The following is a 13,896-nucleotide window of genomic DNA, read 5'->3' on the forward strand; positions in this document are numbered from 1 at the left end:
AGGAGAGCCGGGTACGAGTGTCGGTGGCGGATGGGAGAATCGAGAGCATGGGGCGAGACGACGGAGCGGGGCGGCAGGTCACCGTCGGGGCGGCGGACGACTCGGCCGCCCCCATCCTCCACATCGATATGGACGCGTTCTTCGCATCCGTCGAACTGCTCGAGCGCCCCGAACTGCGCGGCAAACCCGTCATCATCGGACACCGCGACGGTCGCTCGGTCGTGACGAGCGCCACGTACGAGGCGCGGAAGTTCGGGGTCGGAGCCGCGATGCCCGTCTCGAAGGCGCTCCGGCTCTGCCCGCAGGCCGTCGTCGTGCCGCCGAACTACGCCGCGTACACGCACTTCTCCCGTGAGGTCATGCGGATCTTCTCCGACATCACGCCCCTCGTCGAGCAACTGAGCATCGACGAGGCCTTCCTCGACGTGTCAGGGGCGCGGCGCCTGCTCGGCCCGCCCGCGGCCATCGCGAGACTCGTCCGGGAACGCGTCGTCGCCGAGACGGGTCTGACCTGCTCGGTCGGCGTCGCCGCGTCCAAGTTCGTCGCCAAGATGGCGTCGACGCGCGCGAAGCCGGACGGTCTGCTCGTGGTGCCGAAGAGCGAGACGCTCGCGTTCCTGCACCCGCTGCCCATCCGCACGCTGTGGGGCGTCGGACCGTCGACCGAGGAATCGCTCAGGAGACTCGGTCTCGCGACGATCGGCGACATCGCGGAGATCCCGATCGGGGCTCTCCGCGCTGCGGTCGGCGTAGCCGGGGCGGAGAAACTCTCCCAACTCGCGCGCGGACACGACCCGCGGCCCGTCGAGACGAGCCGCGTCGAGAAGAGCATCGGGCACGAGGTCACCTTCCACACCGACGTCGCGGACATCGTGCAGTTGCGCGTCGAACTGCTGCGGCTCGCGGACAAGGTGGCCGTCCGCTTGCGTGAGCGCGGCTGGGTCGCTCGCACCGTGGGGCTCAAGGTGCGCTGGTCCGACTTCACGACCCTGTCGCGCTCCCACACGCTCCCGGAGCCCACGTCGGTCGGTCGGCGTCTCCACGAGGAGGCGGTCGGTCTCCTCGAGGCGCTCCAGCCACTGCGCCCGGTCCGTCTCGTGGGTATCCGTGCGGAGCAACTCACGCACAGCGGTGACGGCGCTCTGCTGTGGGACCCGGACGAGGACTGGCGGGAGGCCGAGCAGTCGGTCGACGCTGTCCGCAAGAGGTTCGGGACCGCCGCGCTCGCTCCCGCGTCGCTTCTCGGCGGTCCGCGTGGAGCGGTCGGCGGCACGCGCACGCAGCCATTCCCCGAGGACTGAGCCGCGAACCCGACAGTTCGAAACGTGCGATCGGACGGGGCCCTTGGCAGTCGCAGCGCGCCGGACTAGCGTTGCAGCATGACGAATCCCGCACTCGAACTGGCCGATCGTTTCCGCTCCATCGGAGTCAAGTCCGTCTACGGTGACCCCGTCGACATGGGAGGCTCGACCGTCGTCCCCGTAGCGGTGACTGTCTACGGTTTCGGTGCCGGGGAGGGCGAGGGCACCGGAGACGGGGCCGCCGGTGAGAGCACGACCGGCAAGGTCGGGGGCTCCGGGTCAGGCGGCGGCGGTGGAGGGTACTCGTGGCCCGTCGGCGCGTACGTCTCCGACGGCGGGACTGTGCGCTTCGAGCCCAACGTCATCTCCCTCATCATCGTCGCCGTCCCGCTCATCAGCGTGACGGGGAAGGCCCTGAGCATGATCATCAAGGCACTCAAGCGCTGACCGGCGGCACCCGAACGAGCGACCCCCGACGCCCATCCGCGCCGGGGGTCGCGCTATACTCGCGGTGAATGAACACGGGAGTCCGGTGAGCCGGGCTGAGAGGAAGGTCCTCAACCTTCGACCGTCGAACCTGATCTGGGTCATGCCAGCGCAGGGAGTCTGACATCTCATTACCCGTGCCCTATCCACTCATCGAGAGGGGCACGTATCGTGCACGCAACATCGTCATCCATCGACCGCTCGTCCCCGGTCGACTCCTCCGATCGTTCGCTCCAGTGGAGGGTCGTCGACATCGTGATCGCCGCCGTCCTCGGTGTCGCGACCGGTCTCGTGTTCTGGTTCTGGAACTCGATCGGCTATCTGTGGTTCCAGACCGCGGACGCGGTCACGCCCGGCTTCGGGGGGATCGCCGTGGGCATCTGGCTCATTGGCGGCGTTCTCGGCGGTCTCATCATCCGCAAGCCGGGCGCAGCGCTCCTCGTCGAGCTCATCGGCGCGATCGTCTCGGCGCTCATCGGCAACATCTGGGGACCGACGACGATCTACTCCGGGATCGTGCAGGGCCTCGGAGCCGAACTGATCTTCGCCGCCTTCTTCTATCGGCGGTTCGGGATCGTCGTGGCGGCCCTCGCGGGGATCGGCGCGGGCGTCGCGGCGTGGATCTTCGAGTTCTTCACGGGCAACATCGAGAAGAGCGTCGCCTTCAACGCTCTCTACCTGGGCTCCGTCGTGGTCTCCGGGGCGCTCCTCGCCGGTGTTCTCGGCTGGTTCCTCGTGCGGGCACTCGCGGCCACCGGTGCCCTGAGCCGATTCGCCGTGGGCAGGGAAGCGCGGCGGGAGGTCTGACCGTGGCGGGAGGGGCGCGGATCGACGCCTCGGGTTGGGGCTGGCGCCACTCCGGGCGGAAGCGGTGGGCCGTGAGCGACCTTTCCGTCGTGATCGAACCCGGCGAACGCGTCCTGGTACTCGGGGCGTCCGGCGCCGGCAAGTCGACGTTGCTCGCGGGTATCGCCGGTCTGCTCGGGGGCGAGGACGAGGGCGAGTCCTCGGGCCACCTCCTCGTCGACGGTGTTGACGCGCGCGCGGCCCGGGGGCGCACGGGCCTCGTGCTCCAAGATCCGGATGCGGCGGCCGTCTTCTCCCGTGTGGGCGACGACGTCGCGTTCGGATGCGAGAACCTCGGCGTCGACCGTGAGGAGATCTGGCGGCGGGTCCGTCGATCACTCGACGCCGTGGGCCTCCGGGTGCCCCTCGAGCGCCGCACCGACGCCCTCTCGGGAGGGGAGAAGCAGCGGCTCGCGATCGCGGGTGTGCTCGCGATGGAGCCGGGAGCGATCCTCCTCGATGAGCCGACGGCCAATCTCGATCCCTCCGGCGTCCTCGAGGTCCGCGACGCGATCGAGCGGGCCGTCGTGGCCGAGGGCACGACCCTCCTGGTCGTGGAGCACCGAACCGAGGTGTGGGCGGACCTCATGACGCGCGTCATCGTCCTCGACGCCGACGGGGGAGTGCTCGCGGACGGCCCACCGCTCACGGTGTTCGAGCAGGAGGGCGAGGGCCTCGCGGCGGCCGGCGTCTGGGTGCCCGGTCGGTCGATCGATCTCCCGCTCGCGGTGCCGGGCGATATGGCGGGCACCGCGGCGCTCAGCGCAACCCGCCTCGCGATCGGTCGACCGGGCGCCCCCGTCGTGAGGACCGATCTCGAGATCGAAATCGCCACGGGCCGGTCGACTGTGGTCGTCGGCGAGAACGGAGCCGGCAAGTCGACCCTCGCGCTCACTCTCGCGGGACTCATCCCGGAACGCTCCGGCAGCGTGGTCGCCGCAGAACCGCTCGCGGGTCGGCGGGGGCGCCGGCCGTCGCACTGGTCCTCTCGCGAGCTCCTCACGCGCATCGGCACGGTGTTCCAGGATCCTGAACACCAGTTCCTGTCAGCGACCGTGCGCGACGAGCTCGCCGTCGGACCGTTGGCCCTCGGCCTCGGGCGTGCGGAGACGGATCGCCGAGTCGACGAGATGCTCGAGGTACTCGGTCTCGATCGGCTCGCACTCGCGAATCCGTTCACGTTATCGGGCGGCCAGAAGCGTCGACTGTCCGTCGGCACCGTGCTGGCCGCGGGCCCGTCGGTCATGGTCCTCGACGAGCCGACGTTCGGTCAGGACCGTGCGAGCTGGATTCGACTCGTGGCACTGCTCCAGCAGGAGGTGCGGACGGGAGCGACCGTCGTGGCCGTGACCCACGACCAGGGCGTCGTACAGCACCTGGGGCAGTCGATCCTCGATCTGGGTAGTGGCGCGGGGGATCGCGCCCCGCAGCGGAGGGCCGCGTGATCGCGGCTCCTGCGCGGGTGCCGGAGACCCGGCGTGACGTGTTCCTCGACGGTGTCAATCCGGTCTCGAAGATCCTCGCGATGATCGTCCTCTCGATCCCACTCCTCTTGACGATCGACTGGGTGAGCTCGACGGTCGCCATCGCGATCGAGCTGGCCCTCGTCCCGGTGTGTGGCGTCGCTTTCGCCGACGTCCTCCGCCGGTGCGTCCCTCTGCTCGCCTTCGCCCCCATCGCGGGCGTCAGCATGCTCCTCTACGCGGAGCCCGGGGGGCGCGTGTACGCCCGGTTCCTGCTCGCGACCGTGAGCGACGACTCGATCGCCCTCGCCATCGCGGTCGCACTCCGCGTCCTCGCGCTCGGCCTGCCCACGATCCTTCTGTTCTCGCGCGTCGACGCGACCGAGCTCGCCGACGCGCTCGCCCAGGTCGGCCGTCTGCCTGCCCGATTCGTCCTCGGCGTCGTCGCTGGCGTGCGACTGCTCGGACTCTTCCTGGAGGACTGGCGGAGCATGGAGCTCGCGCGACGGGCCCGGGGAGTGGGGGATTCCGGAGCATTGCGGCGCTTCTTCTCCATGGCGTTCGTGATGCTCGTCTTCGCCGTCCGCCGGGGCTCGAAGCTCGCGACGGCCATGGAGGCGCGAGGCTTCGGGACAGATGCCCCACGCACCTGGGCGCGCCCGTCGACGCTCTCCTGGCGGGACGCCGTGTTCCTCCTCGGGTGCCTCGCCGTCATGGGTGCGGCGATCGGGTCCGCCGTCGCGTCGGGCAGCTTCCGCTTCGTGGGGTCCTGACGTGGCGGAACCCGACGAGCAGCCGGCCGGCGTGGATCCTCGCGGACCGAGATCCGCCGACGTATTCCAGCGTTCCGAGGCCGTCGTCCTGATCGACGGACCGAGCGGCGCGGGAAAATCGACGTTCGCGTCGCGACTCGTGGGAGATTGGCCGGGACCGGTCGAGCCGATCCTCGTTCGCATGGACGACGTCTACCCCGGATGGGGCGGTCTCGACGCGGCTTCCGTCCAGGTGTTCCGGCACCTGCTCGTTCCGCGCTCGCACGGTGAGCCGGGGCGTTGGCGGCGCTACGACTGGGTGGGTGCGCGCCCGGCGGAGTGGCATGTCGTCGCGACGGGCCGTCCTCTCGTCGTTGAGGGCTGCGGGTCACTGTCCCGGGCGGCGGCGCCCCTCGCCGACCTGCGCGTCTGGATCGATGCGCCGGCGGAGGTCCGGAAGGATCGCGCCCTCGCCCGCGATGCGGGCGGATTCGACGAGCACTGGGACATGTGGTCGTCGCAGGTCGCGCGATTCGAGCGTCGAGAGGACCCCCGTTCGCTCGCCGACGTCGTGATCGTCAACGCGGACGGCGAAGCCGACGCCTGGCTCGACGCGGTGATCAGCGGGACTGCAGATCCTCGACGAAGGCCCTGATCACGGGAACCGGATGGGTGATCCTCCACAGCACGCCGGGGTCCTCGAGGCGTTCGTCGAGCTTCACCGGTGCCGTGGTCGTTCGGCCGCCGGCGGTGATCTCGGCGGACCCGACGATGCGCCCGGAGCCCCCCGTGACGAGAGGGTCGAGTGTCGTCTCGATCGTGGGGGCCGACGAGACCCAGCGCGGGCTCGTCACGGATGCCCCGACGGAGGCCGTGACCGTCGGGCCCCACTCCGTGTCGTACCGCACGAGCGGTGTGCCCTCGGCGACCAGCGGGGCCTCGACGACGGCGGTCGACGCCTGCTCGGCCAGGGCGGTCACCGCCGTCTCGAGCGCGTCCCAGTCGGGCTGGCGCAGGATGGCGCCGTACAGCTCGTACGTCTCCTCGCCGACGTCGACGGAGAGCCGGAACAGGAGGCAGATCCCGGCCGCGTCGGTGTAGCTGCGGGAGATACCCGTGACGCCGAGCTCCGGGAGGTACGTGGTGGTGTTCTCGATGCCACGACGCGATGGGAGACCCGTCACCTCGCTCGCGAGGACGGAGGCCACCGCCGGGTCCGCGAGCGCGAGGGCCGCGACGGCCGCGAGGTCTTCCGCCGTCCCGACGCTCTCGGCGGAGAGACCCGTCGCGTCGGCGACGGTGATGCCGTCGAGACCGTTCCCATCGAGCCACGACCGGGCCGCGACGAGATACTCCTCGAGCGACCCGAATGCCCACCGCGCGAGCGTGTCCGCGTGGTTGTTGCTCGAACCGAGGAGCAGAGCCTGGAGCATCCCGCGCTCGCTCCACGCGTCGTCGGTGTACACCGTGACGGTTCGGGCTCCGGCTGCGCGGTAGTCGCGGTAGGTCAGGAAGTCGTTCGAGGTGATCGGGACGACTGCTCCCTCCTCATCGGCGGAGAGGGGACGGGCGTCGAGGACGACGAGGGCGGTGATCACTTTCGTGGCGGCCGCCATCGGGACCGGCGCGGTGTCGCCGGCGACGGATATCGGGGAGTCCTCCGGGCGCTCGGTCACGGCGCTCGCACCGGTCTCGGGCAGAACGGGAGGGGACCCGGCCGGGGCGGCCGGTTCGAGGTGCGTGGCCCGTGCCTCCGGGAGGGGACCCAGGAGGGTCGCCGGCCCGTAGAGCCCGACCGCCAGGATGGCGAGGGTGCCGGCCGTGACGCCGATGAATCGCCTTACGCCCACGACGGTGACCCTGGACGTCTCGACATGGCCTCAGGCTAACCCGGCGACGTGCGGTCGGGCGTCAGCCCCACCCGAGTCGGTGCAATTCGTCGTCGTCGAGCCCGAAGTAGTGACCGATCTCATGGATGAGGGTCACCCGGATCTCCTCGCGCAGAGCGTCGAGGTCGCCGGCGTGATGCAAGAGCGGTTCCCGGTAGATGCTGATGGTGTCGGGAAGCTCACCGAACCCGTACTGACCGCGCTCGGTGAGTGCGACTCCGTGATACAGCCCGAGGAGGTCGAGGGAGCCGTCCTCCGGTCGGTCCTCGACGATGATGGCGACGTTGTCGAGGTCATCGACCACGTCGTCGGGGAGCGTGTCGAAAACCTCCTCGACGAGGTCCTCGAAGTCGTCGGAGGTCATGTCGATCACGGTCACCGATCCTAGCCGCGCCACCTGCGCGGCTCGGCGCGGTCCCAGCCTCAGCCTCCGGCGTTGCCGTTGCCGTTGCCGTTGCCGTTGCCTTTGCCGTCAGTCGACCCGCTGCTGTTGCCGCCGCCGTTACCGCCGCCGTTGTTGTTGCCGGCGCCCTTGTTCGGGTTGGAGTCAGCGGGAATCTCCGGGGCGGGGGCCTCGGGCGCTGGGGCCTCAGGGGCCGGAGCCTCGGGGGCCGGAGCCTCGGGGGCCGTCTCGACGGGAGCGTCGGCGTCCGTACCCGTGTCCGCACCCGTGTCGCCACCGTTCCCGGTGTCGACGGTGGTCTCCTGCTCGGTGGTCTCCTGCTCGGTCGTCTCGATCGCGGCCTGCTTCTCAGCGGTGATGACCGCGTCGATGCCCGAGTGGAAGTCACCGACGACAGTGCGGAGACCCGCGATCCCGGTGCCGTCGTCCGCGACGACCGGGCTGTCGCCTCCCGCCAAAACGGATGCGGCGCCCGTGCCGAGGCCGGCCGCGACGAGCACCGCGACGGCGGCGATCGTGAGGCGCCGACGCGTGCCCGGCTTGCGGGCCGCGAGCTCCGCACGACGGCGCCGCCGCAGACCGATCGTCGTATCGTCGTCGTCATGGTCACTCAGGACCGGTGCGAGGGCTGCCGTCTGCTCGTTCTCGTCCGGCACACCGATCGCCCTGCTCTGCGTGACGGGCGGCACCGAACCGAGGGCCGCCCGCGAAGCGACGGGACCGCTCGAACCGAGGAGGTCGCGCGCGGCATCGGCGACCTGCGCGGCGGTCGGGCGGTTCTCCGGGGTCCGGCTCGTCATCGCCGTGAGAAGGGACTTCCAGCCGTACCCGACGTCTCCCGGGATATAGGGATCACGCTGCACGCGGGCGACGAGCGACTCGGTCATCCCGCCCGGGAAGGCGCGCTCGCGGGTGAAGGTCTCGAGGATGACGAGCCCGAGCGAGTAGACGTCCCCGGCCGGAGCTGGCGCCACTCCGCGCGTCTGCTCGGGACTCAAGTAGGCGGCGGTGCCCATGATCGTGCCGGGCGTCGTGAGCCGGGCCGAGTCGACGAGGTGGGCGATACCGAAATCGGCGAGCTTCGCCCGGAACTCCCGTGACGACGGGGCAGCAGGGGCGAGCAGGACGTTCGACGGCTTCACGTCGCGGTGCACCATGCCGGCAGTGTGGACCGTGGCGAGCGCTTCCGCGAGCTCGGCCGTCATGAGCGCGATGTCGTCACGGTTCACGGGACCCGACGCGATGCGGTCCCGGAGGGTCGGCCCGTCGACGAGTTCCATGACCAGATACGCGTCCTCGAGGGTGCCCAGCTGTGCGTCGAACAGCGTCACGAGCGACGAGTGGTTGAGGGAGGCCAGGATGCGGACCTCGGTCGCCGCGCGGGCCGAATGCGCCTCGTCGTCGGACGTGTCGCCGAAGAGCTTGATCGCGACGTCCCGTCCGAGGGTCTGGTCGGAGGCGCGATACACGCTCGCCATTCCCCCTCGGCCGATGAGGGCGTCGAGGCGGTAGCGACCGCCGAGGACGTCACCGATGTCGGCGCGTCCGCGTACGAGACTGTCGGTCATTCATTCTCCTCGAGTGCTTCTCCCGTGCCGGGCCCACGGGCCCGGACACACTGCTCCCTCCTCCGAAGTGTGACGGACGTCGGCCGGGGAGGCGACGCCTTGACAGCGGCGCGCGAGCGAGTCCTCGAGCCCGAACGGGGGGGGGGGGGGGGGGGGGGAGGGGGGCTACCGGCATCTCACGACACCCCAGCGGAATCCCGGGCCGATTGCGCTCGGCGCGGTAGCGTTCGGCGCATGGACTGGTGGAATGATCTCACGACCTGGTTGACCGCGGCGGACACCCGCCCGGTCCTCTTCACCGCGGCGACGATCGTGCTCGCGATCATCGTCTCCGGCCTCGTGTCGGCGTCGATCGCCAAGGCGGCCGTCCGCCGCCTTGTCGATCAGCGCGAGCGCGAGCAGAAGGCCGCGGCCATCGCCGCGCTCATCGACGCCGCGACCGAGGCGTCGGTGTGGAACTCGTTGACGCCGGGAGAGCAGGTCCTGGCCGACCGCGCGGTCGGCCAGGCCGACATCCTTCTCCGCCTCCTCCCGATCAAGACCGCCCCCCTCGCGGCGGACTGGGCGGCGCACCAGCTCACGGAGATGAAGCGCAACTCGGCCACCTTCGGCTACGAGCTCGAGCCCGCGCTCGTCGAGTTCCGCGACCGACTCCTCGACTGGCAGCAGCGCCCGTCGAAGGCGAAGCGGCTCTTCCAGAACGACATCGAGCGTTGGTCCTTCTCGTCCGACGATTCGGAGCGTGATCTCGCGCGCCGCCAGGACACGTGGGTGGCATCGCAGCACAAGAAGGCGCACGACTCGTCGCGTTCCGAGGTCTCGGCCCCGTCGCCGTCCACCGCGTCGGGGTCGACCGCCGTCGGCGCTGCATCCTCGTCAGCCGCGACGGAACGGAAGCTCCCCGAGCCGAGCACGGACACGCAGACCCAGAAGCTCATCGAGGACGTCGCCGCGATCGACCAGCGCATCGCGTCGACCTCGAAGCCCCGTGGGTCGGAGGAACGCTCCGCCTGAGCGGATGCGCACACGACGAAGGCGGTCGATACCCGGGAGACCGGGGATCGACCGCCTTCGTCGTGGGTGCGCTGTGTCGGGGCCGCCGGCACCGTGTCGAGCAGGTCAGGCGGTGCGCCACCACTCGTCGCTCGGCGTGACGGGCACCGTGCGCTTGTGTCGCGTCGCCAGGAAGCGCGCCTCGATGGCTTCGGCGACGTCGGCGTCGACGTCGGCGCCCTCGAGGTAGTCGTCGATGTCGACGTACGTGAGACCGAGGTTCGCTTCGTCGGTCTGACCGGGCGTGTCGTCGAGCAGATCGGCCGTCGGAGCCTTTTCATAGAGGCGAGCCGGGGCGTCGAGCCGGCGGAGGAGCGCCTTGCCCTGTCGCTTCGTGAGCCCGCTGAGCGGGAGGATGTCCGCCCCGCCATCACCGAACTTCGTGAAGAACCCGGTGACGGCCTCCGCGGCATGATCGGTACCCACGACGAGGAGCGAGCGTTGTCCGGCGATGGCGTACTGCGCCACCATCCGGGCGCGCGCCTTGACGTTGCCCTTGGTGAAGTCGGTCATCCTGTCGCCGACAGCATCCTGGTACTCGTCGAAGACGCCGTCGACGCCGCGCTTGACGTTGAAGGTGATGCTGCGATCGGGTCGGATGAACTGCAAGGCGAGTTGAGCGTCGTCCTCGTCGTGTTGAACGCCGTACGGGAGCCGCACGGCGATGAACTCGGCGTTGGCGCCGCCGTCGCGCAGCCGTTCGACGGCGAGTTGACAGAGGCGACCGGCGAGCGAGGAGTCCTGCCCACCGCTGATGCCGAGCACGAAGCCCGTGGCCCCGGTGGTCGTGGCGTAGTCGACGAGGAACGAGACCCGGGTCTCGATCTCTTCGGCTGCGTCGATGCTCGGCCGCGAGCCGAGCTCCTCGATGATGGCTCTCTGAAGATCACGCATGTCCTCAGCCTAGCCAGCCGCGGTTACGGGACGGTTTCGTCTTCGCCGCCGTGCACGTGCAATGAGAGCCGACGGATGTCGGCGAGCTCCCACTGGCGGAACATGGGGTCGAGATCCGTGGTTTCGTCGGCGAGGACGATGCCGCAATCCCCGCCCCCCGCCCCGGACGATTTCGCGGCGGCGCCGACGTACTCGGCCGAGTCGCACAGAAGGGTGAGGTCCGGCGTCTCGATCGGAATGCCGGCGCTCACTCCGAGCCGCACGAGCAGCCGCCGGGCGCGGTGCAACTGCCGTTGGGCGGCCGCGAGGTCGTCGGCGTCGAAAGCGGCGACGAGCGTGTCGACACACGCCCTGCTGTCGTCGAGGAAGGCCTCGTAGTGGCTGTCCTCGTTCAGTTTGCGCTTCTGGATCGAGTCCACCAGCTGTGCCGTGGAGGCGGGCTCGCCGGTCCATCCCACGACGAGGCGTGCCCGGGAGAGCGGCGGGAGCCGTCGCACCGACAGGCCGGGCCACAGCTCGGCGACGAGATCGGTGATGCTCGTGTCGGAGAGCCGTGCGGTCATCCAGGATCGGTCGGGGGAGGAATAGGCGATCCAGCCGCCGTACATGCTCGCCGCGACGTCGCCGCCGGAGGCGAGCGGGTTCACCGAGACCGTCGCGAGGAGTGCGAGCTTGACGCGCGACAGTTCGTCGAGCCCGAGGTCGTAGAAGCGGTCGAGCGCCGTCACGGTCGCGACCGTCACCGCGGCGCTCGAACCGAGGCCGAACTTCCGGCCGGAACGGTCGTCGAGTTCGCTCGTGATCGTCAGATCGTAGAAGTCGAGGTCCCGGCCGCGTCCGACGGCGAATTCCTCGACGACGCGGATGGCCGCGAGGACGTAGTCGAAGGGCCTCTGATCACGGTCGATGACGAGCCGTTCGCCGTCGCGTCGCCACACGACAGGTCGGTGCCCGAACTGGTCGGAGACGAGTCGACCGAGACCGTCCGACGCTTCGAGCGTCACGGTGACGAAGCGGTCGACGGCGATGAGAACCGCGGGGTACCCGGGTTCCACGACCGCGTACTCGCCAGCGATGAACAGCTTCCCCGGCGCGGAGACGGTGATCACGTCTCCGCCTGCGAGACCGCGACGCCCGGGCCGGGGAGGGACGTCGTCACGCCGGCGATGTCGAGAGCAGCCACGGCGTCGCGCACCGTGTCGAGGTGTGTCCGTCGGCACAGGATCTTGACGTTCGGACCGGCGTCCATCGTCGCGTAACACTCGGTCCCCGAGACGCGCAGGTCACGCACCAGCTGCAGGACGCGCACACTGTCGGGCTGCCAATAGGACACCGGAGGGGTCGCCCCGAGCATCGACGCGTGCATCCGCATGGCGTTGGACTCGGTGAGTTCTCCGACCCGCGTGAAGTCCGCCCGCGCGACGGCGTCGAGCATGTCGGTGAAGTCGGTGCGGGAGGACTCGACCCACGCCGGGTAGTACGGCGAGGTCTCGGCGGTCAGCTGCATCGCCGCTCGGCTCGAGATCGTCTTCGTGCCCGCGTCGACGACGGCGACGACCATGGCGAGGTCCAACCCGGGATCGACGATCGGTTCCGCGAATGATGAGGCGTCGTCGGTCCCGGCGTGCCATACGGCGAGACCGCCGAAGACGCTCCGCGCGGCGGACCCGGACCCCTTGCGCGCGAGGATCGAGAGGTCTCGCGGGGTGAGGTCGATTCGCGCTGCGGCCGTGGCGGCAGCGGCGAGGGCTGCGAAGCCCGACGCCGACGACGCGAGCCCCGCGGCCGTCGGGACGCTGTTGTGGGAGACCACCGTCGCGTGATCGGAGCGATCGCCGAGTCGGCGCACGAGGTCGAGGAATCGCGTCACTCGGCTCTCCGCTTCGCCGTTCAACCGGGATCCGTCGAGAACGACCGAGTCGCTCTCGGCACCCCACTCGACGGTCGTGCGGGTGAGATACGCGTCGAGCGTCAGCGACAGACTGCTCGTCGCCGGCAACGCGATGGCGGTGTCACGCTTCCCCCAGTACTTGATGAGGGCGATGTTCGAGTGGGCGACCGCCGTCGCTCGGGCCGTCACGTGACCGGCACCATCGTGTCGTACACCCAGGAACGAGTGGCACCGGCGACGTGGAGAGCTCTCGTCACGTCGGCGGCGATCGCCGGAGTCGGAGCGAGGGCGACGACGCACCCTCCCTGGCCCCCACCGGTGAGCTTCGCGCCCAGCGCGCCGGCCGCGGTCGCGGCGGTCACGAGGACGTCGAGCTCCCGAGAACTGACTCCGAGCTCGCTCAGGATCCCGTGCGCTTCCGACATCCGTACCCCGAGAGCCTCGCCTCGCGCTTCGGCGAGATCGGCGACGGCGTCCTCGGCCAGACGGCCGAGCCTGTCGAGGCGCGACTCGGCCCAGACCGGACGTTCCTCGCGCAGTCGTCGCAACCCCGCGACGGCGACGCGCGTGCGACCTCTGACGCCGGTGTCGGCGATCACGAAGCTGCCTTGGAGCGTCATCGGGAGCGCTGCGGTGATGCCTCCGGCGAAGAGCACCGGGACTCGGGAGTTGGTGGCGACGGCGTCGAGTCCGCTCGGCGTACCGTGCGCCACTCGCTCGGCCACCTGGACGAGGTCGTAGTGCTCGCGGTCGGAGATCCGTCGGTGCGCCATATCGGCGAACGCGTGCACAAGCGCTCCCGCCGCGGCAGCGCTCGACCCGAGGCCCCGTTCAGCCGGGATGGAGCTCTCGATGTCGATGAGCAGGCCGTCGAGCGGGACATCGAACGCGCCGCTCGCCGCATTGATCGCCGCGATCGGACCGGCGAGAGTGGACGGAGCGTCGGCGAGAGGGCCGGAGAAGTATTCGGACCTGATCCGAGCCGCACCGCCGACGGCGTGTACCTCGACGTCCATCGACAGGGCGGGCAGCGGCAGAGCGATCGCAGAGTGCCCGTAGACGACGGAGTGCTCACCCATGAGGATGAACTTCGCGCGGGTGTGCCCGGTTCCGAGCGCAGCGCCACGTCGTTCCACTACCACTGCCTCTCGCTCTGAGTCCGGCAGCGATCGTTCGCCTGCCGTTCACGACTGTACCGGGTGCATCGGACGGCGTCGGGGGACCTGCCGCGAAGGGGTTCGGTGCGTCGAGGCGACCGGGTTGGCCCTCTCTGAGTGCCCCCAGCAGGACTCGAACCTGCAACCTACGGATTAGAAGGCCGTTGCTCTATCCATTGAGCTATGGGGGCCG

14 protein-coding genes, 1 tRNA gene and 1 riboswitch are annotated in these 13,896 nt (G+C 70.1%); of the genes, 7 read left to right on the top strand and 8 right to left on the bottom strand.

The annotated features are described in order from the left end of the window. The first annotated feature begins 47 nt into the window (after positions 1 to 47). The 6 genes from ELQ92_RS09070 to ELQ92_RS09095 all read left to right on the top strand — a co-directional run bounded on the left by ELQ92_RS09070 (position 48) and on the right by ELQ92_RS09095 (position 5,503). Positions 48 to 1,301: a DNA polymerase IV gene (locus ELQ92_RS09070; protein ID WP_128498672.1), complete on the top strand. Its 1,254-nt coding sequence runs from the start codon at positions 48 to 50 to the stop codon at positions 1,299 to 1,301. Positions 1,302 to 1,379: 78 nt separating this feature from the next. Continuing rightward, the gene (locus ELQ92_RS09075) at positions 1,380 to 1,748 is read left to right on the top strand and encodes a hypothetical protein (RefSeq protein ID WP_128498673.1); all 369 of its coding nucleotides are present in this window, start codon (positions 1,380 to 1,382) and stop codon (positions 1,746 to 1,748) included. Positions 1,749 to 1,812: 64 nt separating this feature from the next. Continuing rightward, positions 1,813 to 1,922: riboswitch (TPP riboswitch) on the top strand. 57 nt (positions 1,923 to 1,979) lie between these two features. Then, the gene (locus ELQ92_RS09080; protein WP_424980078.1) at positions 1,980 to 2,594 is read left to right on the top strand and encodes an ECF transporter S component; all 615 of its coding nucleotides are present in this window, start codon (positions 1,980 to 1,982) and stop codon (positions 2,592 to 2,594) included. 71 nt (positions 2,595 to 2,665) lie between these two features. Further along, on the top strand, positions 2,666 to 4,078 hold the full coding sequence (locus tag ELQ92_RS09085) for an ABC transporter ATP-binding protein (protein WP_128499091.1): 1,413 nt from the start codon (positions 2,666 to 2,668) through the stop codon (positions 4,076 to 4,078). After that, positions 4,078 to 4,869: an energy-coupling factor transporter transmembrane component T family protein gene (locus tag ELQ92_RS09090; RefSeq protein WP_424980080.1), complete on the top strand. Its 792-nt coding sequence runs from the start codon at positions 4,078 to 4,080 to the stop codon at positions 4,867 to 4,869. Before ELQ92_RS09085 ends, ELQ92_RS09090 begins: the two co-directional genes overlap by 1 nt. A 1-nt stretch (position 4,870) precedes the next feature. Then, complete coding sequence (locus tag ELQ92_RS09095; protein ID WP_243694953.1) at positions 4,871 to 5,503, top strand: nucleoside/nucleotide kinase family protein; 633 nt, start codon at positions 4,871 to 4,873, stop codon at positions 5,501 to 5,503. Here the strand turns inward: ELQ92_RS09095 and ELQ92_RS09100 are convergent. The 3 genes from ELQ92_RS09100 to ELQ92_RS16465 all read right to left on the bottom strand — a co-directional run bounded on the left by ELQ92_RS09100 (position 5,469) and on the right by ELQ92_RS16465 (position 8,708). After that, on the bottom strand, positions 5,469 to 6,698 hold the full coding sequence (locus ELQ92_RS09100) for a D-alanyl-D-alanine carboxypeptidase family protein (protein ID WP_128498675.1): 1,230 nt from the start codon (positions 6,696 to 6,698) through the stop codon (positions 5,469 to 5,471). The genes ELQ92_RS09095 and ELQ92_RS09100 overlap by 35 nt on opposite strands. A gap of 61 nt (positions 6,699 to 6,759) precedes the next feature. Further along, on the bottom strand, positions 6,760 to 7,101 hold the full coding sequence (locus tag ELQ92_RS09105) for a metallopeptidase family protein (RefSeq protein WP_128499094.1): 342 nt from the start codon (positions 7,099 to 7,101) through the stop codon (positions 6,760 to 6,762). A 59-nt stretch (positions 7,102 to 7,160) separates the two neighbouring features. Then, positions 7,161 to 8,708, bottom strand: coding sequence for a serine/threonine-protein kinase (locus ELQ92_RS16465; protein ID WP_208004296.1), 1,548 nt, complete (start codon positions 8,706 to 8,708; stop codon positions 7,161 to 7,163). Between the two features lie 234 nt (positions 8,709 to 8,942). Between ELQ92_RS16465 and ELQ92_RS09115 the strand changes: the two genes are divergently transcribed. Continuing rightward, entirely contained in the window at positions 8,943 to 9,722 is a 780-nt protein-coding gene (locus ELQ92_RS09115) for a hypothetical protein (RefSeq protein WP_208004299.1), read from the top strand. Between the two features lie 105 nt (positions 9,723 to 9,827). Here ELQ92_RS09115 and nadE read toward each other — a convergent pair whose 3' ends face one another. The 5 genes from nadE to ELQ92_RS09140 all read right to left on the bottom strand — a co-directional run bounded on the left by nadE (position 9,828) and on the right by ELQ92_RS09140 (position 13,894). Continuing rightward, positions 9,828 to 10,655 (bottom strand): ammonia-dependent NAD(+) synthetase, encoded by an 828-nt coding sequence (gene nadE, locus ELQ92_RS09120; RefSeq protein WP_128498676.1) that lies wholly within the window; start codon positions 10,653 to 10,655, stop codon positions 9,828 to 9,830. Between the two features lie 23 nt (positions 10,656 to 10,678). Next, on the bottom strand, positions 10,679 to 11,764 hold the full coding sequence (locus tag ELQ92_RS09125) for a phosphomevalonate kinase (protein ID WP_128498677.1): 1,086 nt from the start codon (positions 11,762 to 11,764) through the stop codon (positions 10,679 to 10,681). Next, positions 11,761 to 12,735 carry a diphosphomevalonate decarboxylase gene (gene mvaD / locus ELQ92_RS09130; RefSeq protein ID WP_128498678.1) on the bottom strand — a complete coding sequence of 325 codons (975 nt, stop codon included), beginning with the start codon at positions 12,733 to 12,735 and terminating at the stop codon, positions 11,761 to 11,763. Before mvaD ends, ELQ92_RS09125 begins: the two co-directional genes overlap by 4 nt. After that, entirely contained in the window at positions 12,732 to 13,682 is a 951-nt protein-coding gene (gene mvk / locus ELQ92_RS09135) for a mevalonate kinase (protein ID WP_128498679.1), read from the bottom strand. Before mvk ends, mvaD begins: the two co-directional genes overlap by 4 nt. 139 nt (positions 13,683 to 13,821) lie before the next feature. Further along, positions 13,822 to 13,894 (bottom strand) — tRNA-Arg (locus ELQ92_RS09140). Positions 13,895 to 13,896 lie beyond the last annotated feature (2 nt).

This window comes from Labedella populi (genome assembly GCF_004078655.1).
GTDB lineage: Bacteria > Actinomycetota > Actinomycetes > Actinomycetales > Microbacteriaceae > Labedella > Labedella populi.